Raw genomic sequence first — 22,933 nt, forward strand, 5'->3', positions numbered from 1 at the left:
CCGCCGAGGGGTCAGTGCTTGGTGCCGGTGAGCGCCGCAGGCAGGACGAAGGCGCCCACGCTGATGCCCTCGTCGTTGAGTTCCTGCACCTGATCCGGCGTGGTCTGGCCGCGGATGCCACGCTCCTGCGCCTCGCCGTAGTGGATGCGGCGGGCCTCCTCGGCAAAACCGCTGCCCACGTCCTCGGTGTGGTCGAGCACATGCTGCACCGCCTGCAGGTAGGCGGCGTGCAGCACCTCGACGCGGGCCGCGGCCTGCTCGGAAGTCGTGGGGACCACGGCCGCCGGCACCGCAGGCGCCGGATCGGGCGCGACGGCCGGCACGGCTTCGCCCCGCGCGGCCTTCAGGTTCAGGCGCGGCGCCGACGGCATGCGCTGCACGGCCGCGGTGTCGCACAGCGGGCAGTGCAGCAGGCCGCGAGCCTGCTGACCCAGCAGGTCGTCCTCGGAGCCGAACCAGCCCTCGAAGGCGTGGCCGTGCTCGCAGCGCAGGTTGAAGACTTTCATGGCGCCCCGATCATCGGGCAGCGAGCGATTCCTCGGCGGAACGCCAGGTCAATTCCCAGGTGCCCGCACGCCATTGCTGCAGCCACAGCAGACCGATCATCGTCTTGGCATCGGTGATGCGACCGCTGCGCACCCATTCGGCCACCTCGTCCAGCGAGGCGGTGAACACGTCCAGGAACTCGTCCTGGTCGAGCCGGGCCGCACCCAGGGTCAGGCCGCGGGCCAGCCAGATCTCGATGCCTTCGGTCGAGTAGGCGATGGCGTTGTGCAGCGTGCAGGCATAGGCCCACTCGCGGGCGGTGATGCCGGTCTCCTCCTGCAGCTCACGCACCGCGCAGACGATGCCGGGCTCGCCGGCATCGAGCTTGCCCGCGGGGAACTCCAGCACCGCCCGGTGCAGCGGATAGCGGAACTGGCGCTCGAGCACGAGGCGTCCGTCGTCGAGCACCGGGATGACCATCACCGCGCCGGGGTGCACGATGTATTCGCGCGAGGCCACGCCACCGTCAGGCATGGTGACCTCGTCGCGCCGCACATCGAGGAAGCTGCCGCGGTAGGCCTGCCGGCTGCTGAGGGGACGCTCGAGCAGGTGGTCTTCGCCCGCAGGCAGTTCGGCGTGGGAAGGCAGTGACATCAGACCGTCCGGGAAGCGCGGCGCAGGTAGCGCCAGACGAACCCCGGGAAGGCCAGGGTCAGGAACACCGCGAGCACGACCGCATAGAACTGCCAGCCCTGCGCGTGCACCTGGGCCTGCCGAGCCTCGAGGGCCAGGCCGACCAGCACGACCAGCCCGGCATAGACCACCAGCTCCAGCAGACGCCAGGCCAGCGGCTTGTCGGACCGGCGCGGGCCGACCGCGAACAGCCGCTCATTCAGGAACGGCAGGTTGGCGAGCAGCACGGCCAGCAGCACGACCAGCCACACCGCGGCACCGGAAGCGGCCGCCACCGTGTCAGGTCCCGAGGGCCTTGACGATGGCCTGCGCGCACATGGCCATCAGGCCACCGGGCAGCAGACCGAACACCAGCACCGCGGCGCCGTTGATCGACAGCATCACGCGCGCATCGGCCGGGCCGGTGATCGGCGAGTGGTCGGTGGGAGCATCGAAGTACATGACCTTGACCACGCGCAGGTAGTAGAAGGCGCCGATCAGCGACACGACCACCGCGAAGATCGCCAGGCCCAGCAGCGCGCTGCTGCCCGTGGTGACCAGCGCCTGCAGCACGGCCAGCTTGGCGTAGAAGCCCACCGTCGGCGGGATGCCGGCCAGCGAGAACATGAACACCGCCATCACGGCCGCCAGCAGCGGGCTGCGGCGATGCAGACCGGCCAGGTCGGCGATCTCCTCGGCTTCGAAGCCTTCACGCGCCAGCAGCATGATCAGGCCGAAGGAGCCCAGCGTCGTCACCACGTAGGTGATGATGTAGAACATCGACGAGCTGTAGGCGTTGGCCGCCGACAGCGTGTTGCCGTTGACCACGCCGGAGACGACCCCCAGCAGCAGGAAGCCCATCTGCGCGATCGTCGAGTAGGCCAGCATGCGCTTGAGGTTGGTCTGCGCGATGGCGACGATGTTGCCGACGATCAGCGAGCACACCGACAGCACGATCAGCATCTGCTGCCAGTCCACCGCCAGGCCCAGCATGGCCTCGACCAGCACGCGCATCAGCAGGCCGAAGGCGGCCAGCTTGGGCGCACCGGCGATCAGCAGCGTGGCCGCGGTCGGCGCGCCCTGGTAGACGTCGGGCACCCACATGTGGAAGGGCACGGCACCGAGCTTGAACGCCAGGCCGGAGACCACGAACACCAGACCGAAGACCAGCACCTGGTGGTTGACCTCGCCCTTGCCGATGGCTTCGAACACGCGGGCGTGGTCGAGGCTGCCGGTGGCGCCGTACATCATCGACATGCCGTAGAGCAGGAAGCCGCTGGCCAGCGCGCCCAGCACGAAGTACTTCATCGCGGCTTCGGTGGACGCGGCATGGTCACGGCGCATCGCCACCAGCGCATACAGCGACAGGCTCATCAGTTCCAGGCCGAGGTAGACGACGAGGAAGTTCTGTGCCGACACCATCACCGAGATGCCCAGCAGCGACAGCAGGCTCAGGGTGAAGAGCTCACCCTTGAGCATGTCGCGCGACTCGGCATAGGGACGCGAATACACCAGCGTCACGAAGATCGCGACCGTGGCGAAGAAGGCCAGCAGGTGGCCCATCGGGTCGCTGACGACCATGCGGTTCATCGCGTACAGCGTGGCACCGTTGTCGAACTCGGCCAGATGGATGCCACCGACGCCGACCAGCGTCAGCAGCGTCAGCAGGTAGGTCGGTGTGCGCTTCGGGTCGGTGACGAACAGGTCGGTCAGCGCGACCAGACAGGCCATCACGAGCAGCAGGATCTCGGGATACACCGCGAGCCAATTCATTGCAGTCATGGGGTGACTCGCTCCAGGATCACAGTTTCGACACGCCGACGTGGCGGATCAGCTCGGTCACGGACACATGCATCACGTCGGTGAACGGCTTCGGATACAGGCCCATCGCCAGCGTGGCGATCGCCAGCACGGCCATCATCAGGAACTCGCGGGCATTGATGTCCTGCAGCTGGCGCACGTTGTCGTTGGTCACGTCGCCGAAGTACACGCGCTTGATCATCCACAGCGTGTAGGCCGCACCCAGGATCAGGGCGGTGGCCGACAGCAGGCCGATCCAGAAGTTGAACTTCACGGCCGCGAGGATGACCATCCACTCGCCGATGAAGCCGGCGGTGCCCGGCAGGCCGCAGTTGGCCATGCCGAAGAAGACGGCGAAGGCGGCGAACTTGGGCATCGTGTTGACCACGCCACCGTAGGCCGCGATCTCACGCGAATGCACCCGGTCGTACAGCACGCCGATGGACAGGAACATCGCGCCCGACACGAAGCCGTGCGAGATCATCTGCACCAGACCGCCGGAGATGCCCAGCTCGCTGAAGACGAAGAAACCCAGCGTGACGAAACCCATGTGGGCGATCGACGAATAGGCGACCAGCTTCTTCATGTCGTTCTGCACCAGCGCGACCAGGCCGATGTAGATCACCGCCACCAGGGACAGCGTGATCACCAGCGCGCTCCACTCGTGGCTGGCGTCCGGCACGATCGGCAGCGAGAAGCGCAGGAAGCCGTAGCAGCCCAGCTTCAGCATGATCGCGGCCAGCACGACCGAGCCGCCGGTGGGCGCCTCGACGTGGGCGTCCGGCAGCCAGGTGTGCACCGGCCACATCGGCACCTTCGCGGCGAAGGCGGCGAAGAAGGCGAAGAACAGCAGCGTCTGCGTCGGGCCGTCCAGCGGCAGCTGGTGCCAGTCGAGGATCTCGAAGCTGCCACCCGACTTGAAGTACAGGAAGATCAGCGCGATCAGCATCAGCAGCGAGCCGGCCAGCGTGTACAGGAAGAACTTGAACGCGGCGTAGACCCGGCGCGGACCGCCCCAGACCCCGATGATGATGTACATCGGGATCAGCGTCGCTTCGAAGAACACGTAGAACAGCAGGCCGTCGACGGCGCAGAACACGCCGATCATCAGTCCCGACAGGATCAGGAAGGCGCCCATGTACTGGTGCACCCGCTCGGTGATCACTTCCCAGGCGGCGATGACGACGATGATCGTGATGAAGGCCGTCAGCAGCACGAACCACACCGAGATGCCGTCCACGCCGAGGTGGTAGCGCACGTTGAAGCGTTCGATCCAGGAGACGTTCTCCTGGAACTGCATCGCCGCCGTGGTGACGTCGAAGCCGGTGACCAGCGGAATGGTCACCACGAAGCTGATGATCGCGCCGATGAGCGCCAGCCAGCGGGCAGTGCCCGCCCGGTCGTCACGACCGGTGACCAGCAGAAGAAGGCCGAAGAGGATCGGCAGCCAGATGGAGAGCGAAAGGTAGGCCATGTCGGTTGTTCCTCGCTCAGCGCGCCGGCCACACGAACCATGTCATCAGTGCGAACACACCGAGGAGCATGACCAATGCGTAGTGATAGATGTAACCCGTCTGCAGGAAGCGCATCACGCCCGCCAGCTTGCCGATCAGGCGAGCCGAGCCGTTCACGATGAGTCCGTCGATCAGGGCCACGTCGCCCACCTTCCACAGGCCGCGTCCCAGCAGACGCGCGCCAGCGGCGAGGATGTTCTCGTTGATCCAGTCCAGGAAGTACTTGTTCTCCATCACCTTCACCAGCGGCGACAGCGCGCGGCCGATCGCGGCAGGCACCGCGGGGACGACCATGTAGAACACGTAGGCCACGACGACACCGGCCAGGGCCAGGGCGAACGGCAGGGTCTGCACGGCGTGCATCGCCATCGCCATCGCGCCGTGGAACTCCTCGCGCAGCACCGTCATCGCGGGGTGGCGGGCGGCGTCGACGAACACGGCATCCTTCAGGAAGTCGCCGTAGAGCAGCGGCTCGATCGTCAGGTAGCCGATCACGACCGACGGGATCGCCAGCAGCACCAGCGGCAGCGTCACCACCCAGGGCGACTCATGCGGCGTGTGGGCATGCCCGTGGCCGTGGTCGTCGTCATGGTGGTCATGCTCGCCCGGGAAGGGCTTGTGGTGGAAGTGTTCCTTGCCGTGGAAGACCAGGAAGTACATCCGGAACGAATAGAAGGCCGTCACGAACACGCCGATCACCGCCGCCCAGTAGGCGTAGTGCGCGGCCGGCAGGTGGCTGGCGTGCAGCGCCTCGATGATCGAGTCCTTCGAGTAGAAGCCCGAGAAGAACGGCGTGCCGATCAGCGCGAGCGAACCCAGCAGCGAGGTGATCCAGGTGATGGGCATGTACTTGCGCAGGCCGCCCATGTTGCGGATGTCCTGGTCGTGGTGCATGCCGATGATGACCGAGCCCGCGCCGAGGAACAGCAGCGCCTTGAAGAAGGCGTGCGTCATCAGGTGGAACACGGCCACCGAGTAGGCGGACGCGCCCAGCGCGATGGTCATGTAGCCCAGCTGCGACAGCGTCGAGTAGGCCACCACCCGCTTGATGTCGTTCTGGATGATGCCCAGGAAGCCCATGAACAGCGCCGTGATCGAGCCGATGATCAGGATGAAGTTCAGCGCGGTGTCCGACAGCTCGAACAGCGGCGACATGCGCGTGACCATGAAGATGCCGGCCGTCACCATGGTGGCGGCGTGGATCAGCGCGGAGATCGGGGTCGGGCCTTCCATCGAGTCGGGCAGCCAGACGTGCAGCGGGAACTGCGCCGACTTGCCCATCGCGCCGATGAACAGGCAGATGCAGGTCACGGTGATCAGCATCCAGGGCTCGCCGCCGAAGGGGTTGGCGAAGCCGAGCTGGCTGTACTCGCCGGCCTTGGCGAAGGCTTCGCTGTAGTTCAGCGTGCCGGCGTAGGCGGCGATCAGGCCGATGCCCAGGATGAAGCCGAAGTCACCGACCCGGTTGACCAGGAAGGCCTTCATGTTGGCGAAGATCGCCGTCGGCTTCTTGAACCAGAAGCCGATCAGCAGGTAGGACACCAGGCCCACCGCTTCCCAGCCGAAGAACAGCTGCAGGAAGTTGTTGCTCATGACCAGCATGAGCATCGAGAAGGTGAACAGCGAGATGTAGGAGAAGAAGCGCTGGTAGCCGTCGTCCTCTTCCATGTAGCCGATGGTGTAGATGTGCACCATCAGCGACACGAAGGTGACCACGCACATCATCATCGCGGTCAGGCCGTCGATCATGAAGCCGACTTCCATCTTCAGGCCGCCCAGCACCATCCACTCGTAGACGGTCTGGTTGTAGCGTTCACCGTCCTGCACCACCGCCTTGAGCGTGAGGATGGAGAGCACCAGGGCGATGAAGACACCGAGGATGGTGGCGACGTGGGCGCCGCGCCGGCCCACCGTCTTGCCGAAGAAGCCGGCGATCACCGCACCCGCCAGGGGGGCGAGCGGCACGGCAAGCAGCATCGATTGCGAGAGCTGAGACATTTTCTGGAATTCCCCTTGGCGTCAGCCCTTCAGCGAATCGAGCTCGTCGACGTTGATCGTCGAACGATTGCGGAACAGCACGACCAGGATGGCCAGACCGATCGCGGACTCGGCAGCTGCCACCGTCAGAATGAAGAACACGAACACCTGTCCGGCCATGTCACCCAGGTAGTGGGAGAAGGCCACGAAGTTCAGGTTGACCGCCAGCAGCATCAGCTCGATGGCCATCAGCAGCACGATCAGGTTCTTGCGATTGAGGAAGATGCCGATCACCGACAGCGCGAACAGGATCGCGCCCAGCGTCAGGTAGTGTCCGAGTGTGAGCGTCATGCTTGTCCTTTCGGCGCGCCGGCCGTGTCGGCGGCAGCGGCAGGAGCGGAAGGCTGTTCACGCACGGCATCCATCTTGATGATGCGCAGGCGATCCGCCTTCTTGGCCTTGACCTGTTCCGCGGGGTTCAGATAGCGGCTGTCCTTGCGGCGACGCAGCGTCAGCGCGATGGCGGCGATGATGGCCACCAGCAGCAGCACGGCGGCGATCTCCAGCGGGTAGAGATAGGCCGTGTAGATCTGGATGCCCAGCATGCGGGTGTTGGACATCTGGACGGCGGCGTCGCCCATGGTCTTGGCCACCGGCGTGCTGAAGCCGCGCTGCAGCACGAGGGCCATCTCCACCGCGATCACGGCACCGACGGTGCCCGCGAGCGGGAAGTGCTTCCAGAAACCCTCACGCAGGCCGTCGACGTTGATGTCGAGCATCATGACGACGAAGAGGAACAGCACCATGACTGCCCCCACGTAGACGAGGACGAGCGCGATGGCGAGGAATTCGGCCTGGAGCAGCATCCACACGCACGAGGCGTTGAAGAAGGCCAGCACCAGATAGAGCGCGGCATGCACGGGGCTGCGTGCCGTGATGACCCGGAAGGCTGCGAACAGCAGCACGGCCGAGAAGACGTAAAAGAGCGCGGTGGTCGTATCCATGTCGTAGTCGGGCACGGGTGGCCCCTCTCCTGGTCAGACGGGAGCCGCCCCGGTCGGGGGCGGCACGGTCAGCCTGCGGAGAAGGATCACCGGTACTTGGCGTCCGCCTCCTTGTTGGCTGCAATGTCCTTCTCGTAGCGGTCACCGACCGCCAGCAGCATGTCCTTGGTGAAGTACAGGTCGCCCCGCTTCTCACCGTGGTACTCGAAGACATGCGTCTCGACGATCGAGTCGACCGGGCAGCTCTCCTCGCAGAAGCCGCAGAAGATGCACTTGGTCAGATCGATGTCGTAGCGGGTGGTGCGGCGTGAACCGTCCTCGCGCACGTCCGACTCGATCGTGATCGCCATCGCGGGGCACACCGCCTCGCACAGCTTGCAGGCGATGCAGCGCTCTTCACCGTTCTCGTAACGGCGCAGGGCATGCAGACCCCGGAAACGCGGGCTCATCGGGGTGCGTTCTTCCGGAAACTGCACGGTGACCGTGCGCTGCAGGAAGTAACGACCGGTGAGCTTGAGCCCCTTGAACATCTCCAGCAGCATGAAGCTGGAGACAAAATCCTTGACACTGGCCACGGCGGACATGTTGTGTTTCCTCGCTCGTGCGGTTGCGTTATTTCCAGATGTTCCAGGGCGACTGGATCCACAGACCCACCACCACCAGCCACACCAGGGTGATCGGGATGAAGATCTTCCAGCCCAGACGCATGATCTGGTCGTAGCGATAGCGCGGGAACGTGGCACGCACCCACAGGAACATCGTGACGACACAGAAGGTCTTGATCGCCAGCCAGATCCAGCCCGGGATGAAGGACAGGAACGCGACCGGCGCATCCCAGCCACCCAGGAACAGGATGACCGACAGCGTCGACACCAGGATCATGTTGGCGTATTCGGCCAGGAAGAACATGGCGAACGACATGCCCGAGTACTCGATCATGTGACCGGCCACGATTTCCGACTCGCCTTCGACGACGTCGAACGGATGGCGGTTGGTCTCGGCCAGGCCGGAGATGAAGTACACGACGAAGATCGGCAGCAGCGGCAGCCAGTTCCAGGACAGGAAGTTCAGGCCCATGGACGCGAAGGTGCCGCGGGTCTGGCTGGTCACGATGTCGGTCATGTTCAGGCTGTTGCAGGTCATCAGCACGACGACAAAGCAGAAGCCCATCGCGATCTCGTAGCTGACCATCTGCGCCGAGGCCCGCAGCGCGCCCAGGAAGGCGTACTTCGAGTTCGAGGCCCAGCCGGCGATGATCACGCCGTAGACCTCGAGCGAGGTGATCGCCATCAGGAACAGCAGGCCCGCGTTGACGTTCGACAGCGCGACTTCAGGACCGAAGGGCACGACCGCCCACGCGGCCAGCGCCGGCATGATCGTCATGATCGGGCCCAGGAAGAACAGGCCCTTGCTCGCGGCCGTCGGCGCGATGATCTCCTTGAAGATCAGCTTGACCGCATCGGCGATCGGGGTCAGCAGGCCGTAGGGGCCCACCCGGTTCGGACCCGGACGGATCTGCGACCAGGCGATGGCCTTGCGCTCCCACAGGGTCAGGTAGGCCACGCAGCCCAGCAGCGGCAGCAGCACCGCCACGATCTTCAACAGCGTCCACACCACCGGCCAGGCTCCACCCAGGGCCGAGGTGCCGACACTTTGCACGGTTTCCAGCATGCTCAGTTTCCTCTCGGCGATCAGGCGCGCTCGACGCTCAGGGCGCCAAAGGCAGCACCGAGGCTCGCGGTATGGGCATGTCCCTGCGGGACACGAACGACACCGGCCGCCAGCGTGGCGTCCAGCAGGGCGGGCAGCACGACACTGTCGCTGCCCTGGCTGACACGCACCTTGTCCCCGTCGACCAGGCCCAGGCGGGCCCACAGGTCCGTCGGCAGACCGGCCACCGGAGCGGCCGCGTCACGGGTGGCCTGCAGCGCAGGCGCACGGCGCACGACCAGGTCGCTGCTGTAGATCGGCACCGGGGCGTAACGCTCCGGCGTCGAGTCGGCGGCGACCGTCGCGCCCGGCATCACGGCCGTGGCGTTCGACAGGCGATGGGCCAGCGCGTCCAGGTCACCACAGGCCTGGGCCCGCACCTCTTCGACCGTTTCCTGGTCGAAGCCGGCGATGCCCAGCAGGTTGCCCAGCACACGCAGCACCTTCCAGCCCGGGCGGGTCTCGCCGAGCGGACGCACGACCCCGTGGAAGCTCTGCACCACCCCTTCGGCGTTCACGAAGCTGCCCGCCGTCTCGGTGAACGGGGCGATGGGCAGCAGCACGTCGGCCAGGTCCAGGTTGGCCGAGAACGGGCTCAGCGACACCACCATCTCGGCGGCGGCGAGCGCGCGGCGCGCCTGGGCCGGCTGGGCCATGTCCTCGGCTTCGGCGTTGAACAGCACGTAGGCCTTCAGCGGACGGGCCAGCATCTGGCCGGCATCCAGGCCGCCTTGCGGCTGGGCGCCGACCAGCTGGGCACCGACGCTGTTGCCGGACTCGCCCAGGTAGCCGCAGGTCGCGCCGGTCTGTTCGGCGATCCACTGCGCCAGGGCCAGCAGCTCGGCGGCCTGCGGGTGCTGTGCCGCCGCGTTGCCCAGTAGCACGACCTTGTTCTGTCCACTCATCAGCGACTGCGCGATGGCCTGGGCGGCTTCGCCCGGCACCACCGACATCGGAGCGGTCACGCCCTTGGCCGTGGCCACGGCCGCGGCGATCTCGACCAGCGCGCCGGCCCATTGCGACGGCGCGGTGATCAGCTCGCTGCCCAGGCTCATCGCCCAGTCTTCGGCCGCCGCATGCACACGCATGACCTGCGCACCGCGACGAGCCGCCTGGCGCAGGCGCTGGGCGAACAGCGGATGGTCCTTGCGCAGCGAGGAGCCGATGACCAGCGCACGATCGGCCGTCGTCAGCGAGGCGATCGACGTGCCCAGCCAGCGCACCGCGCCCGCATCGGTGCGGAAGTCGGCATGGCGCAGGCGGTGGTCGATGTTGTCGCTGCCCAGGCCGCGCACCAGTCGGGCCAGCAGGTGCAGTTCCTCGCTGGTGCTCATCGCCGAGGCGAGTGCACCGATGGCGCCGGCACCGTGTTCGGTCTTGATCTGCTTGAGGCCGTTGGCGACGTACTCGAGCGCGGTCTGCCAGTCGACGGCCTTCCACTGACCGCCCTGCTTGAGCATCGGGGTCTGCAGGCGGGCCTCGCCGTTGAAGGCTTCGTAGCTGAAGCGGTCGCGGTCGGCGATCCAGCACTCGTTGGCCGCATCGTTCTCGAGCGGCACGACACGCAGGACCTTGTTGTTCTTGACCTGCACGATCAGGTTGGCACCGTTGGAGTCGTGCGGGCTGACGCTCTTGCGACGCGACAGCTCCCAGGTGCGGGCGCTGTAGCGGAAGGGCTTGCTGGTGAGTGCGCCGACCGGGCAGATGTCGATCATGTTGCCCGACAGCTCGGAGTCGATCGTCTCGCCCAGGAAGGTCGTGATCTCGGAGTGCTCGCCACGGTGGACCATGCCGAGTTCCATCTGGCCGGCGATCTCCTGGCCGAAGCGCACGCAGCGGGTGCAGTGGATGCAGCGGCTCATCTCCTCCATGGAGATCAGCGGGCCGACCTCCTTGTGGAAGACGACGCGCTTCTCTTCTTCGTAGCGCGAGGCCGACTTGCCGTAGCCCACGGCCAGATCCTGCAGCTGGCATTCGCCGCCCTGGTCGCAGATCGGGCAGTCCAGCGGGTGATTGATGAGCAGGAACTCCATCACCGACTGCTGGGCCTTGATCGCCTTGTCGCTCTTGGTGCGAACGATCATGCCCTGGGTGACGGGCGTGGCGCAGGCCGGCATCGGCTTGGGCGCCTTCTCCACGTCGACCAGGCACATGCGGCAGTTGGCCGCGATGGAGAGCTTCTTGTGGTAGCAGAAGTGCGGGATGTAGGTGCCGGCCTTCTCGGCTGCATGCATGACCATGCAGCCTTCGGCCACTTCCACCTTCTTGCCGTCGAGTTCGATTTCAACCATGTTTGTTCGCCCCGATCAGATGTAGGCCGGGACCGTGCAGGTCTTGTGTTCGATGTGATGGACGAACTCGTGACGGAAATGCTTGAGCATCCCGCGCACCGGCATCGCTGCCGCATCGCCCAGAGCGCAGATGGTGCGTCCCATGATGTTCTCCGCGACGTTGTCGAGCAGCGCCAGGTCGTCGGCACGGCCTTCGCCGTGTTCGATGCGCTGCACCATGCGCCACAGCCAGCCCGTGCCTTCGCGGCAGGGCGTGCACTGGCCGCAGGACTCGTGCGAGTAGAAGTAGGACAGGCGCAGCAGGCTCTTGACCATGCAGCGGGTCTCGTCCATCACGATGACCGCACCGGAACCCAGCATCGAACCCGCCTTGGCGATCGAGTCGTAGTCCATCGTGCAGGCCATGATGACCTCGGCGGGCAGCACGGGCGACGACGAGCCGCCCGGGATCACCGCCTTGAGCTTCTTGCCGCCCTTGACACCGCCGGCGAGGGCCAGCAGCGCGGAGAACGGCGTGCCCATCGGCACCTCGTAGTTGCCGGGGCGCTCGACGTCGCCGACCATCGAGAAGATCTTGGTGCCGCCGTTGTTGGGCTTGCCGCACTCGAGGTAGGCCTGGCCGCCGTTGCGGATGATCCAGGGCACCGCACCGAAAGTCTCGGTGTTGTTGATCGTGGTCGGGCGGCCGTACAGGCCGAAGCTGGCCGGGAACGGCGGCTTGAAGCGCGGCTGGCCCTTCTTGCCCTCGAGCGACTCGAGCAGCGCGGTCTCCTCGCCACAGATGTAGGCGCCGAAACCGTGGTGGGCGTGCAGCTGGAAGCTGTGCTTGCTGCCCAGGATGTTCGCCCCCAGGTAGCCGGCCGCGCGGGCCTCTTCCAGGGCCGCCTCGAAGCGCTCGTAGACCTCGAAGATCTCGCCGTGGATGTAGTTGTAGCCCACCGAGATGCCCATCGCGTAGGCCGCGATGATCATGCCCTCGATGACGATGTGCGGGTTGTAGAACAGGATGTCCCTGTCCTTGCAGGTGCCCGGCTCGCCTTCGTCGGAGTTGCAGACCAGGTACTTCTGCACCGGCAGCGCGCGGGGCATGAAGCTCCACTTCAGGCCGGTCGGGAAACCCGCGCCGCCGCGGCCGCGCAGGCCGGAGGCCTTGACCTCGGCGATCACCTGGTCGGCCGTCATGCCTTCGCCGCCGTCCTGAGCCAGGATCTTGCGCAGGGCCTGGTAGCCGCCCCGGGCCTCGTAGTCGGCGATGCCCCAGTTGCGGCCGTTCAGTCCGGCGTAGATCTGGGGATTGATGTGGCGGTCATGGAAACAGGTTTCCTGGCCGGTGGTCTGGAACTTGGAGAGATCGAGAGTCATCGCTCAGGCCCCCTGCTTCGCGTGGGCGGCCAGCGTGTCCACCAGCTCGTCCAGACGGTCGTTGCTCATGTAGCTGAGCATCTGGCGGTCGTTGACCAGCATCACCGGCGCGTCGGCGCAGGCACCGAGGCATTCGCACTGCTGCACGGTGAACAGGCCGTCGGCGGTGGTGCCACCGTCCTGGACGCCCAGCTTGCTGCACAGATGCTCCAGCGCGCCCTGCCCGTTGCGCAGCTGGCACGGCAGGTTGGTGCAGACGTTGAGCTTGAACTTGCCCGTCTGCCGCTGGTTGTACATGTTGTAGAAGGTCGTCACTTCGCGCACGGCGATGGCGGGCATGCCCAGCACCTCGGCGATACCCGCCTCGGCCTCGGGCGACACCCAGCCCTGCTCCTGCTGGGCGATCGACAGACATGCCATCACCGCCGACTGCTTCTGCTCGGGCGGATACTTGGCAACTTCGCGCGCAAACCGCGCCAGGGTGGCTTCACTGAACATGGGCTGACCTGTGTACTCGTCGTGGGTGCTCAGCGATCGATCTCGCCGAACACGATGTCCATCGTGCCGATGATGGCCACGGCATCGGCAATCATGTGGCCGCGTGCCATCTCGTCCAGTGCGGACAGATGGGCAAAACCGGGTGCGCGGATCTTCAGGCGGTACGGCTTGTTGGCACCGTCGCTCACCAGGTAGATGCCGAACTCGCCCTTCGGATGCTCGACGGCCGCGTAGGCTTCGCCCTCGGGCACGTGGAAACCTTCGGTGAAGAGCTTGAAGTGGTGGATCAGCTCTTCCATCGAGGTCTTCATCTCGAGGCGCGACGGCGGGGCGACCTTGTGGTTGTCGGTGATGACCGGACCGGGGTTCACGCGCAGCCAGTCCACGCACTGCTTGATGATGCGGTTGGACTGGCGCATCTCCTCGACGCGCACCAGGAAGCGGTCGTAGGTGTCGCCGTTGACGCCCACCGGCACGTCGAAGTCCATGCGGTCGTAGACGTCGTAGGGCTGCGTCTTGCGCAGGTCCCAGGCGATGCCCGAGCCGCGCAGCATCGCGCCCGTCAGGCCCAGGTTCAGCGCCCGCTCGGGCGTGACCACGCCGATGCCGACGGTGCGCTGCTTCCAGATGCGGTTGTCGGTCAGCAGCGTCTCGTACTCGTCCACCAGCGCGGGGAAGCGCTGCGTGAAGTCGTCGATGAAGTCCAGCATCGAGCCCTGGCGGTTCTCGTTGAGCTTGGCGATCGCCTTGGCGTTGCGGATCTTGCTCGCCTTGTACTGGGGCATCACGTCCGGCAGGTCGCGATAGACGCCACCCGGACGGAAATAGGCCGCGTGCATGCGAGCACCCGACACCGCCTCGTACAGGTCGAACAGGTCTTCCCGCTCGCGGAAGCAGTAGATCAGGATGTTCATCGCGCCGCAGTCCAGCCCGTGGCATCCCAGCCAGAGCAGGTGGTTCAGCAGACGCGTGATCTCGCTGAACATGACGCGGATGTACTGGGCCCGCTCCGGCACCTCGATGCCCAGCAGCTTCTCGATCGCCAGGCAGTACGCATGCTCGTTGCACATCATCGACACGTAGTCGAGACGGTCCATGTACGGCAGCGACTGGATGAAGGTCTTGGACTCGGCCAGCTTCTCGGTGCCGCGGTGCAGCAGGCCGATGTGCGGGTCGGCACGCTGGATGACTTCGCCGTCGAGCTCCAGCACCAGACGCAGCACGCCGTGCGCGGCCGGGTGCTGAGGCCCGAAGTTCAGGGTGTAGTTCTTGATCTCAGCCATGATCAGTGCAGCCCGCCGTAGTTGTCTTCACGGATGATGCGCGGCGTGACCTCACGCGTTTCGATCGACACCGGCTGGTAGATGACACGCTTCTGCTCGGGGTCGTAACGCATCTCGACATGCCCGCTGACGGGGAAGTCGCGGCGCATCGGATGGCCGATGAAACCGTAGTCGGTCAGGATGCGACGCAGGTCCTCATGGCCGTCGAAGACGATGCCGTAGAGGTCGAACGCCTCGCGCTCGAACCAGTTGGCACCGGCCCAGATCGCGCTGACCGAGGACAGCACCGGGAAGTCGTCGCTGGCGGCGAACACCCGCAGGCGCAGGCGCCAGTTGTGCTTGACCGACAGCAGGTGGGAGACGGCCGCGAAGCGCGGGCCTTCGTGCGCACCGTCCTTGTAGCCGGAATAGTCCATGCCGCAGAGGTCGATCAGCTGTTCGAAGGAGAGGTCGGCATGCTCGCGCAGCAGCTTGGCCACGCCGGCGTAGTCGGCTGCCTTGACGACCAGCGTCAGCTCGCCACGGGCACGCACCAGCTGCGTGATGCGGTCGCCGACGAGGCGCTCCAGCGCCGCCTGCAGGGTATCGAGTTTGAGGCTCATGGATTGGACCTGCCCCGCTCAGCGGGCAATGGTGTTTTCGCGGCGGATCTTGGCCTGCAGCTGCAGGATGCCGTAGAGCAGCGCCTCGGCCGTGGGCGGACAGCCCGGCACGTAGACATCCACCGGCACCACGCGGTCGCAGCCGCGCACCACGGAATAGCTGTAGTGGTAATAACCACCGCCGTTGGCGCAGGAGCCCATGCTGAGCACCCAGCGCGGCTCGGCCATCTGGTCGTAGACCTTGCGCAGTGCCGGCGCCATCTTGTTGCACAGCGTGCCCGCCACGATCATCAGATCGCTCTGGCGCGGACTCGGCCGGAACAGCATGCCGAAGCGGTCGATGTCGTAGCGCGAAGCGCCCGCATGCATCATCTCCACCGCGCAGCAGGCCAGACCGAAGGTCATCGGCCACAGCGAACCCGTCTTCGACCAGTTGATCAGCGTATCGACGCTGGTCGTGACGAAGCCTTCTTTCAGTACACCTTCAATACCCATGATGCGTCCTCGTCGACTCGGTCATTCCCAATCCAGGGCGCCCTTCTTCCATTCGTAGACAAACCCGACGACGAGAATGCCCAGGAAGATCATCATGGCCCAGAAGCCTGCCGCCCCGATGTCGCGCAGCGCGACCGCCCAGGGGAACAGGAACGCGATTTCCAGATCGAACAGGATGAAGAGGATGGCGACCAGGTAGTAGCGCACATCGAACTTCATGCGGGCGTCCTCGAAGGCCTCGAAGCCGCATTCGTAGGGGGAGTTCTTTGCCGCATCGGGGCGATGCGGCCCCAGCAGGCGACCCAGCAACTGTGGCGCGATGCCAACGCCGACACCGACCAGGATGAACATGATGACGGGGAGGTATTGTTCCAGGTTCATGGCAACAGGCTCATCAAGTCCTCATTCGACAAAATAAAAGCGCGCTGCCACGGCCGTCGCTTTCGCAACCACCACATGTTCAGCGCGCCCACGTTTCCCTGTACTCATCGCCAGGGCGCCGAACCGGATCCGAATGATGACCCGATTCTCGTGTACACAAATTCTGGTGCCGACGGCGAGACTCGAACTCGCACAGCTTTCGCCACTACCCCCTCAAGATAGCGTGTCTACCAATTTCACCACGTCGGCATGTCTTGCGACCCGGAATCACTCACCACCGGATTCGTGAGCCTCGGAACTGCTGCCCCGCAAACTCGCCCGATCCACGGGAGTGACCCCTGTCGAGTTGCGCTGAATTGCAAGAGGTTAAGCTCATCAGCGCAGCCTCGAATTCTAACCCCATTCGAGTGCGCCCTCAAGACACGGGGCGCAATTTGCGTCGGTGTCACGCCACAGGTGGCAAGGACACCACGCCCGGGGCCTCGATCAGCGCGACGCCGCGGGCGCCACCGGCACCGCACCCGGGATCTGGGCGGCGGCCGGCAGCACGGCGCTGGCGGGCGCGGACGCCCCCACGGCCACCGGACGGTCCAGGACGCTGCCACCCGACGAGGCCGCGCCGGCGCCGAGGTGACCCATGTACACCAAGCCCAGCGTGCACAGGAAGAACACCGTCGCGCAGACCGCGGTCGAACGGGACAGGAAATTGGCACTGCCGGTGGCACCGAACAGGCTGCCCGACGAGCCGCCGCCGAAGGCCGCGCCCATGTCGGCGCCCTTGCCATGCTGCACCAGGACCAGGCCGATCATGGCCATCGCCGACAGCAGTTGCACCAGCAGCACCACATTCATCAACACTTGCATGGATCTCTCACTCAATGATCAGAGGCACCGCCTCAGGAGGCGGCGCGCAGGATGGCGACAAAATCGGACGCCTTCAACGCGGCGCCACCGATCAGGCCACCGTCGATGTCGGCCTGACCGAACAGCGTCACCGCGTTGTCCGGCTTGACGCTGCCACCGTACAGCAGCTTCATCTCGCTCGCGCGCGGCGTGGCCGCGGCGAGCTGGGCACGCAGCAGCGCGTGCACTTCCTGAGCCTGCTCGGGCGACGCGGTGCGACCGGTGCCGATGGCCCACACCGGCTCGTAAGCCACGACGACCTCGCCGATGCACTGGCCCAGCGCATGCACGACGGCCGACAGCTGGCGCTTGACCACGGCAGCCGTCTCGCCCGCTTCGCGCTGGGCCAGCGTCTCGCCGACGCAGACGATCGGCGTGATGCCGCGGGCCAGCGCGACCTTGGCCTTGTCGGCCACGAGCTGGTCGGACTCGCCGTGGTAGGCGCGGCGCTCGGAATGGCCGACGATGACGTAGCGGCAGCCAAACTCGGCCAGCATGACCGACGACACCTCGCCGGTGTAGGCCCCCTGCTCATGGACCGAGCAGTCCTGCGCGCCCCAGGCCAGCCCGCTGTTGGCCAGCGTCACCGCGACCTCGGACAGGTAGGGGAAAGGCACGCAGACGGCCGCCTCGGCCGCGAACGGACGCGACGCCAGGATGCCCTGCAGCAACTCGGCATTGGCGGCATGGCTGCCATGCATCTTCCAGTTGCCGACGACGAGCTTGTGACGCTGAGACATGTGAACTCCTTGATGATGGGTAGACGGGAGCGGCAGCGCGCTCACCACTGCAACACGATCTTGCCGATGTGACGGTTCGACTCCATCAGCGCATGGGCGTCAGCCGCCTGCCAGGCCGGCAGCACGGCATGGATCACCGGGCGCACCGCACCACGAGCCAGCAGCGGCCAGACCTCGCGGCGCAGCGCCCGGGCGATGGCGGCCTTGAAGGCCACCGGGCGCGGGCGCAGCGTCGAGCCGGTGATCGTCAGCCGGCGCCGCAGCACCAGGCCGGCATCCAGGCTCGCCTTGACCCCGCCCTGGACCGCGATGATGACCAGTCGGCCGTCCTCGGCCAGGCACGACACCTCGCGCGCGACATAGTCGCCCGCCACCATGTCGAGGATGACGTCGACGCCCCGCCCCCCGGTCAGGCGCATGGCCTCGGCGGCGAAGTCGTGGGTGCGGTAGTTGATGGCGGCCTCGGCACCCAGCTGCAGGCAGGCGGCGCACTTCTCGTCGCTGCCGGCCGTGGCCAGCACCCGCGCACCCCGGGCCCGGGCCAGCTGGATCGCGCTGACACCGATGCCGCTGGCGCCACCCTGCACCAGCAGGGTCTCGCCGGCCTGCAGGCCGCCACGATCGAACACGTTGGACCAGACGGTGAAGAAGGTCTCCGGCAGCGCCGCCGCCTCGACCAGGCTCAGGCCCGCCGGGACCGGCAGGCACTGGGCCACCGGCGCGACGCAGCGCTCGGCATAACCGCCGCCGGCCACCAGGGCACAGACGGCATCCCCCGGCTGCAGCCCGGCCTCGGCCATCGCCACCGGATCACCGGCTTCGATGACCCCGGCGACCTCCAGGCCCGGCAGGGGCGAGGCCCACGCGGGGGGCGGATACACGCCCTTGCGCTGCAGGACATCCGGACGATTGACACCACTGGCCGCGACACGGATGAGCACCTCACCCGGGCCGGCCAGCGGCTCGGGGGCCTCGATCGCCTGCAGCACCTCGGGTGCGCCGGCCTGCGTGATCGCGATGGCTTTCATCCTGATCTCCTGCTGCACACCACCCGACCGGACACGCCGGCCGGGCGGCAGGCTTCACTCCGGCTGCTGCTCGGCGGGCTTGGCTTCGACGTCAGCCGCCGGCTCGGCCGCAGCCTCGCTGCGCGGGGCACGGTCGCTGCGCTCGCCACGATCGCTGCGTTCGCGGCGCGGGCCACGGTCGCTGCGCTCGCCACGGTCCGCACGGGGAGCACGCTCGAAGCGCTCCTCTTCCATGCCCTCGGGGCGCTCCAGCAGGGCCTTCATCGACAGCTTGATGCGACCCTTCTCGTCAGTCTCCAGGACCTTGACCTTGACGATCTGGCCTTCGGTCAGAAAGTCGGTGACCTTCTCGACACGCTGGTGGGCGATCTGGCTGATGTGCAGCAGGCCATCCTTGCCCGGCAGCACGTTGATCAGCGCGCCGAAGTCCAGGATCTTGACGACCGGGCCTTCATAGACCTTGCCGATCTCGGCTTCGGCGGTGATGTCGGCGATGCGCTGCTTGGCGATCTCGGCCTTGGCGGCGTCGGTCGAGGCGATGGTGATGGTGCCGTCCTCGCCGATGTCGATCTGGCAGCCGGTCTCTTCGGTCAGGCCGCGGATCACCGAGCCACCCTTGCCGATCACGTCACGGATCTTCTCCGGATTGATCTTCATGGTGTAGAGGCGCGGCGCGAAGTCGGAGACCTCGGTGTTGGCCGAGCCCATGGCCTCGACCATCTTGCCCAGGATGTGCAGACGCGCTTCCTTGGCCTGCGCCAGCGCGACCTGCATGATCTCCTTGGTGATGCCCTGGATCTTGATGTCCATCTGCAGGGCGGTCACGCCGGCGGTCGTGCCGGCCACCTTGAAGTCCATGTCGCCGAGGTGGTCCTCGTCACCCAGGATGTCGGTCAGCACCGCGAAGCGGTTGCCTTCCTTGATCAGGCCCATGGCGATGCCGGCCACGTGGGCCTTCATCGGCACGCCGGCGTCCATCATGGCCAGGCAGCCGCCGCAGACCGAAGCCATCGACGAGGAGCCGTTCGATTCGGTGATCTCGGAGACCACGCGGATGGTGTAGCCGAACTCATCCTTGGGCGGCAGCAGCGGCACCAGGGCACGCTTGGCCAGACGGCCGTGGCCGGTCTCGCGGCGCTTGGTCGTGCCCATGCGGCCCACTTCGCCGGTGGCGAAGGGAGGCATGTTGTAGTGGAACAGGAAGGTGTCGCGGAAGTCGCCCGCCAGCGCGTCGATGCGCTGGGCGTCCTGGTCGGTGCCCAGCGTGGCCACGACCAGCGCCTGGGTCTCGCCCCGCGTGAACAGCGCCGAGCCGTGGGCGCGCGGCAGCACGCCGGTGCGAATCTCGATCGGGCGCACGGTGCGGGTGTCGCGGCCGTCGATGCGGGGCTCGCCCTGCAGGATCTGGCCACGCACGGTCTTGGCTTCCAGCTCGAACAGCAGGTTGTCGACGTCGACGTTGTCGAAGGCGACGCCGTCGGCCGTCAGCGCGGCCTTGACTTCGCTGTAGGCGGCGCGGCAGGCTTGCGTGCGGGCCTGCTTGTTGCGGATCTGGTAGGCGGCCTCGATCTTGGCCAGACCGAACTCGGCGACCTTGGCGATCAGCGGCTCGTTGCGGGCCGGGGCCGTCCAGTCCCAGGCCGGCTTGCCGGCGTCACGCACCAGCTCGTTGATCGCGGCGATCGCGACACGGGCCTGCTCGTGGCCGTAGACCACGCCACCCAGCATGACCTCTTCGGACAGCTGGTCGGCTTCGGACTCGACCATCAGCACGGCGGCTTCGGTGCCGGCGACGACCAGGTCCATCTTCGAGGACTTGAGCGCGGTCGGACCCGGGTTCAGCACGTACTCGCCGTCGACGTAGCCGACGCGGGCCGCACCCACCGGGCCGTTGAACGGGATGCCCGAGATCGCCAGCGCGGCCGACGAGCCGATCAGCGCGGCGATGTCGGCCGAGGCTTCGGGGTTCAGCGACAGCGTGTGGATGACCACGTGCACTTCGTTGTAGAAGCCCTCGGGGAACAGCGGACGCAGCGGACGGTCGATCAGGCGGCTGGTCAGCACTTCCAGCTCGGACGGCTTGGCTTCACGCTTGAAGAAGCTGCCCGGGATCTTGCCGGCGGCGTAGGCCTTCTCGATGTAGTCGACGGTCAGGGGGAAGAAGTCCTGGCCCGGCTTGGCGCTCTTGGCACCGACCACGGTGCACAGCACGACGGTGCCGTCGATGTCGACGACCACCGCACCGCTGGCCTGGCGCGAGATCTCGCCGGTCTCGAGGGTGACGGTGTGCTGACCCCACTGGAAGGTCTTGGTAACTTTGTTGAACATGCTCATGCGAGTCTCCGGTTGCAGGCACCCATCAGGCTGGGCGTGGGCCGGGGCGACGGCTTGCGTGGCGGGATGCCATTCCATCGAGTCTCGTGACAGAAGCCACGGGCGAGCATCGATGGAATGACACAGCAGCGCTCACGCCAGTCCGGTCCCCAAAAACGCAAAGAGCCTGTACTGGACGCAACCAGACAGGCTCTTCACATTCATGCTGTGATCACTTGCGCAGGCTGAGCTTCTTGATCAGCGCGGTGTAGCGATCGGCGTCGCGGGACTTCAGGTAGTCCAGCAGCTTGCGGCGACGGCTGACCATGCGCAGCAGGCCGCGACGACCGTGGTGGTCCTTCTTGTGCAGCTTGAAGTGCGGGGTCAGTTCGTTGATGCGGGCCGTCAGCAGGGCAACCTGGACTTCCGGCGAACCGGTGTCGGCGGCGCCGCGGGCGTTGGCGGCAATGATTTCGGACTTGTTGATGTCGGTAGCGGACATGTTGTTTCCTGTCGGGTGGCGATGCCGGCGACCCGCCCCGTCGGGCAGATGCGCAGGCAGACGCCGTTGCACTGGCGGACACGGGTGAAACGACCCGAGCCGTGATGAAGCTCCGCCCCGAAATGGAGCGAAGCCCGACATTATAGCTGCCGGATCAGCCTCGCCCGAAATGATCGAGTCCGGCCGCCGCCAGGCGATCGACCCCCAGCCTCAGGCGGGCCGGATCACGCGAGGCCAGGCACCAGCGCAGCCAGCCCTCGCCCTCGGGGCCGAAGGCGGCCCCCGGCGCCAGGCCCAGGCCGTGCGCGGCGACGAGGTGCCGGGCCAGGGCCAGCGAATCGTCCTGCCCCTCGATGCGCAGGAAGGCGTACATGGCCCCCTGGGGCGGCGCCACCGTCACGCCCGGCAGCGCCTGCAAGGCCGCCACCAGCACGTCGCGGCAGGCGCGCAGCCGCTGCTGCAGGCGCGGCACGGTCTGGGGCGCCTGCGCCAGCGCATACACGCCGGCCCGCTGCACGAAGACCGGCGCGCACGAGGTGTTGAACTCGAGCAGCTTGCCCAGGTGCTCGATCAGCGCCGGCGGGGCCACCAGATTGCCCAGCCGCCAGCCGGTCATCAGGAAGCTCTTCGAGAAGCTGTGCACCACGACCAGGCGATCGTCGGGCTCGGCGATGTCGAGGAAGCTGGGCGCGCACAGCGCCCGCCCGGCCTCGGGCAGGTCGTAGGACAGGCGCTCGTAGACCTCGTCCGACAGAATCCAGGTGCCGGTGCGGCGGCAGTGCGCCAGCAGCGCCTGCTGCTCGGCCCGGCTCAGCGTCCAGCCGGTCGGGTTGTTGGGCGAGTTGACCAGCAGCACCCGGGTGCGCGGCGTGACGGCGTCGATCAGCTCGTCCAGGTCGAGCCGCCAGGCCCCGCCCGCATCCGGGCGCAGGGCCACGCGCCGCACCCGCGCACCCAGGATCGCGGGCTGCGCGGTCAGGTTGGGCCACACCGGCACCACGGCGACCACCTCGTCGCCCGGATCGAGCAGCGCCTGCTGCGTCACCATCAGCGCACTGACCCCCGACGAGGTCACCGCGACACGGTCGGCCCCGACGGGCCGGTGCAGTCCGCTCTCGTAGCCGGCGATCGCCTGGCGCAGCTCGGGCAGGCCGAGATTGTGCGAGTAGAAGGTCTCGCCGGCCTGCAGCGACTCGACCGCCACCTCACGCACGTCCAGCGGGGTCATCTCGTCGCTCTCGCCGAACCAGAACGCCAGCACGTCGCTGCGCCCCAGGCCGGCATTGGCCACCTCGCGGATCAGCGAGCCCGGCAGGTCTTCGATCACTGGTCTCATCACGGGTCCTGGTCAGGGGTCAGTTCAGGGGTCGGG

General features: G+C 66.7%; 23 protein-coding genes and 1 tRNA gene. All 24 read right to left on the reverse strand.

What is annotated here, in order from left to right; translation table 11 throughout:
- Positions 1-11 precede the first annotated feature (11 nt).
- Positions 12-506, reverse strand: a complete 495-nt coding sequence (locus C7444_RS11225) for a DUF1178 family protein (protein WP_110400949.1) — start codon at positions 504-506, stop codon at positions 12-14.
- 10 nt (positions 507-516) lie between these two features.
- Entirely contained in the window at positions 517-1,140 is a 624-nt protein-coding gene (locus tag C7444_RS11230; protein WP_110400950.1) for an NUDIX domain-containing protein, read from the reverse strand.
- Positions 1,140-1,454, reverse strand: coding sequence for a DUF2818 family protein (locus C7444_RS11235; protein WP_110400951.1), 315 nt, complete (start codon positions 1,452-1,454; stop codon positions 1,140-1,142). The genes C7444_RS11230 and C7444_RS11235 overlap by 1 nt, the downstream gene beginning before the upstream one ends.
- A gap of 4 nt (positions 1,455-1,458) precedes the next feature.
- Positions 1,459-2,940, reverse strand: coding sequence for an NADH-quinone oxidoreductase subunit NuoN (gene nuoN / locus C7444_RS11240; RefSeq protein ID WP_110400952.1), 1,482 nt, complete (start codon positions 2,938-2,940; stop codon positions 1,459-1,461).
- Between the two features lie 19 nt (positions 2,941-2,959).
- The gene (locus C7444_RS11245) at positions 2,960-4,432 is read right to left on the reverse strand and encodes an NADH-quinone oxidoreductase subunit M (RefSeq protein ID WP_110400953.1); all 1,473 of its coding nucleotides are present in this window, start codon (positions 4,430-4,432) and stop codon (positions 2,960-2,962) included.
- Positions 4,433-4,448: 16 nt separating this feature from the next.
- Positions 4,449-6,470 (reverse strand): NADH-quinone oxidoreductase subunit L, encoded by a 2,022-nt coding sequence (gene nuoL, locus C7444_RS11250; protein ID WP_110400954.1) that lies wholly within the window; start codon positions 6,468-6,470, stop codon positions 4,449-4,451.
- Between the two features lie 21 nt (positions 6,471-6,491).
- A complete protein-coding gene (nuoK, locus tag C7444_RS11255) occupies positions 6,492-6,800 on the reverse strand; it encodes an NADH-quinone oxidoreductase subunit NuoK (protein WP_110400955.1) in 309 nt (102 codons plus the stop codon).
- Positions 6,797-7,453, reverse strand: coding sequence for an NADH-quinone oxidoreductase subunit J (locus tag C7444_RS11260; protein ID WP_110401024.1), 657 nt, complete (start codon positions 7,451-7,453; stop codon positions 6,797-6,799). The genes nuoK and C7444_RS11260 overlap by 4 nt, the downstream gene beginning before the upstream one ends.
- An 86-nt stretch (positions 7,454-7,539) precedes the next feature.
- Entirely contained in the window at positions 7,540-8,037 is a 498-nt protein-coding gene (nuoI, locus tag C7444_RS11265) for an NADH-quinone oxidoreductase subunit NuoI (RefSeq protein WP_110400956.1), read from the reverse strand.
- Between the two features lie 28 nt (positions 8,038-8,065).
- Positions 8,066-9,124 carry an NADH-quinone oxidoreductase subunit NuoH gene (gene nuoH / locus C7444_RS11270; RefSeq protein ID WP_110400957.1) on the reverse strand — a complete coding sequence of 353 codons (1,059 nt, stop codon included), beginning with the start codon at positions 9,122-9,124 and terminating at the stop codon, positions 8,066-8,068.
- A 20-nt stretch (positions 9,125-9,144) separates the two neighbouring features.
- Positions 9,145-11,454: an NADH-quinone oxidoreductase subunit NuoG gene (nuoG, locus tag C7444_RS11275; RefSeq protein ID WP_110400958.1), complete on the reverse strand. Its 2,310-nt coding sequence runs from the start codon at positions 11,452-11,454 to the stop codon at positions 9,145-9,147.
- A 15-nt stretch (positions 11,455-11,469) separates the two neighbouring features.
- Entirely contained in the window at positions 11,470-12,816 is a 1,347-nt protein-coding gene (nuoF, locus tag C7444_RS11280) for an NADH-quinone oxidoreductase subunit NuoF (protein ID WP_110400959.1), read from the reverse strand.
- 3 nt (positions 12,817-12,819) lie between these two features.
- Positions 12,820-13,314 carry an NADH-quinone oxidoreductase subunit NuoE gene (gene nuoE, locus C7444_RS11285; protein WP_110400960.1) on the reverse strand — a complete coding sequence of 165 codons (495 nt, stop codon included), beginning with the start codon at positions 13,312-13,314 and terminating at the stop codon, positions 12,820-12,822.
- Between the two features lie 29 nt (positions 13,315-13,343).
- Positions 13,344-14,597: an NADH-quinone oxidoreductase subunit D gene (locus tag C7444_RS11290; RefSeq protein WP_110400961.1), complete on the reverse strand. Its 1,254-nt coding sequence runs from the start codon at positions 14,595-14,597 to the stop codon at positions 13,344-13,346.
- 2 nt (positions 14,598-14,599) lie between these two features.
- Positions 14,600-15,199: an NADH-quinone oxidoreductase subunit C gene (locus tag C7444_RS11295; protein WP_110400962.1), complete on the reverse strand. Its 600-nt coding sequence runs from the start codon at positions 15,197-15,199 to the stop codon at positions 14,600-14,602.
- A gap of 18 nt (positions 15,200-15,217) precedes the next feature.
- Positions 15,218-15,694 carry a NuoB/complex I 20 kDa subunit family protein gene (locus C7444_RS11300; RefSeq protein ID WP_012346532.1) on the reverse strand — a complete coding sequence of 159 codons (477 nt, stop codon included), beginning with the start codon at positions 15,692-15,694 and terminating at the stop codon, positions 15,218-15,220.
- A gap of 21 nt (positions 15,695-15,715) precedes the next feature.
- Positions 15,716-16,075 (reverse strand): NADH-quinone oxidoreductase subunit A, encoded by a 360-nt coding sequence (locus C7444_RS11305; protein ID WP_110400963.1) that lies wholly within the window; start codon positions 16,073-16,075, stop codon positions 15,716-15,718.
- Positions 16,076-16,239: 164 nt separating this feature from the next.
- Positions 16,240-16,324, reverse strand: a tRNA-Leu gene (locus C7444_RS11310).
- 237 nt (positions 16,325-16,561) lie between these two features.
- The gene (gene secG / locus C7444_RS11315) at positions 16,562-16,939 is read right to left on the reverse strand and encodes a preprotein translocase subunit SecG (RefSeq protein WP_110400964.1); all 378 of its coding nucleotides are present in this window, start codon (positions 16,937-16,939) and stop codon (positions 16,562-16,564) included.
- Positions 16,940-16,971: 32 nt separating this feature from the next.
- Positions 16,972-17,718, reverse strand: coding sequence for a triose-phosphate isomerase (gene tpiA / locus C7444_RS11320; RefSeq protein WP_110400965.1), 747 nt, complete (start codon positions 17,716-17,718; stop codon positions 16,972-16,974).
- Positions 17,719-17,759: 41 nt separating this feature from the next.
- A complete protein-coding gene (locus C7444_RS11325) occupies positions 17,760-18,746 on the reverse strand; it encodes an NAD(P)H-quinone oxidoreductase (RefSeq protein WP_110400966.1) in 987 nt (328 codons plus the stop codon).
- 54 nt (positions 18,747-18,800) lie between these two features.
- Positions 18,801-21,080 (reverse strand): polyribonucleotide nucleotidyltransferase, encoded by a 2,280-nt coding sequence (gene pnp, locus C7444_RS11330; protein ID WP_110400967.1) that lies wholly within the window; start codon positions 21,078-21,080, stop codon positions 18,801-18,803.
- Between the two features lie 211 nt (positions 21,081-21,291).
- Positions 21,292-21,561 carry a 30S ribosomal protein S15 gene (gene rpsO / locus C7444_RS11335; RefSeq protein WP_110400968.1) on the reverse strand — a complete coding sequence of 90 codons (270 nt, stop codon included), beginning with the start codon at positions 21,559-21,561 and terminating at the stop codon, positions 21,292-21,294.
- Between the two features lie 154 nt (positions 21,562-21,715).
- Entirely contained in the window at positions 21,716-22,897 is a 1,182-nt protein-coding gene (locus C7444_RS11340; protein ID WP_110400969.1) for a pyridoxal phosphate-dependent aminotransferase, read from the reverse strand.
- Positions 22,898-22,933 lie beyond the last annotated feature (36 nt).

The organism is Sphaerotilus hippei, assembly GCF_003201595.1.
Lineage (GTDB): Bacteria > Pseudomonadota > Gammaproteobacteria > Burkholderiales > Burkholderiaceae_C > Sphaerotilus > Sphaerotilus hippei.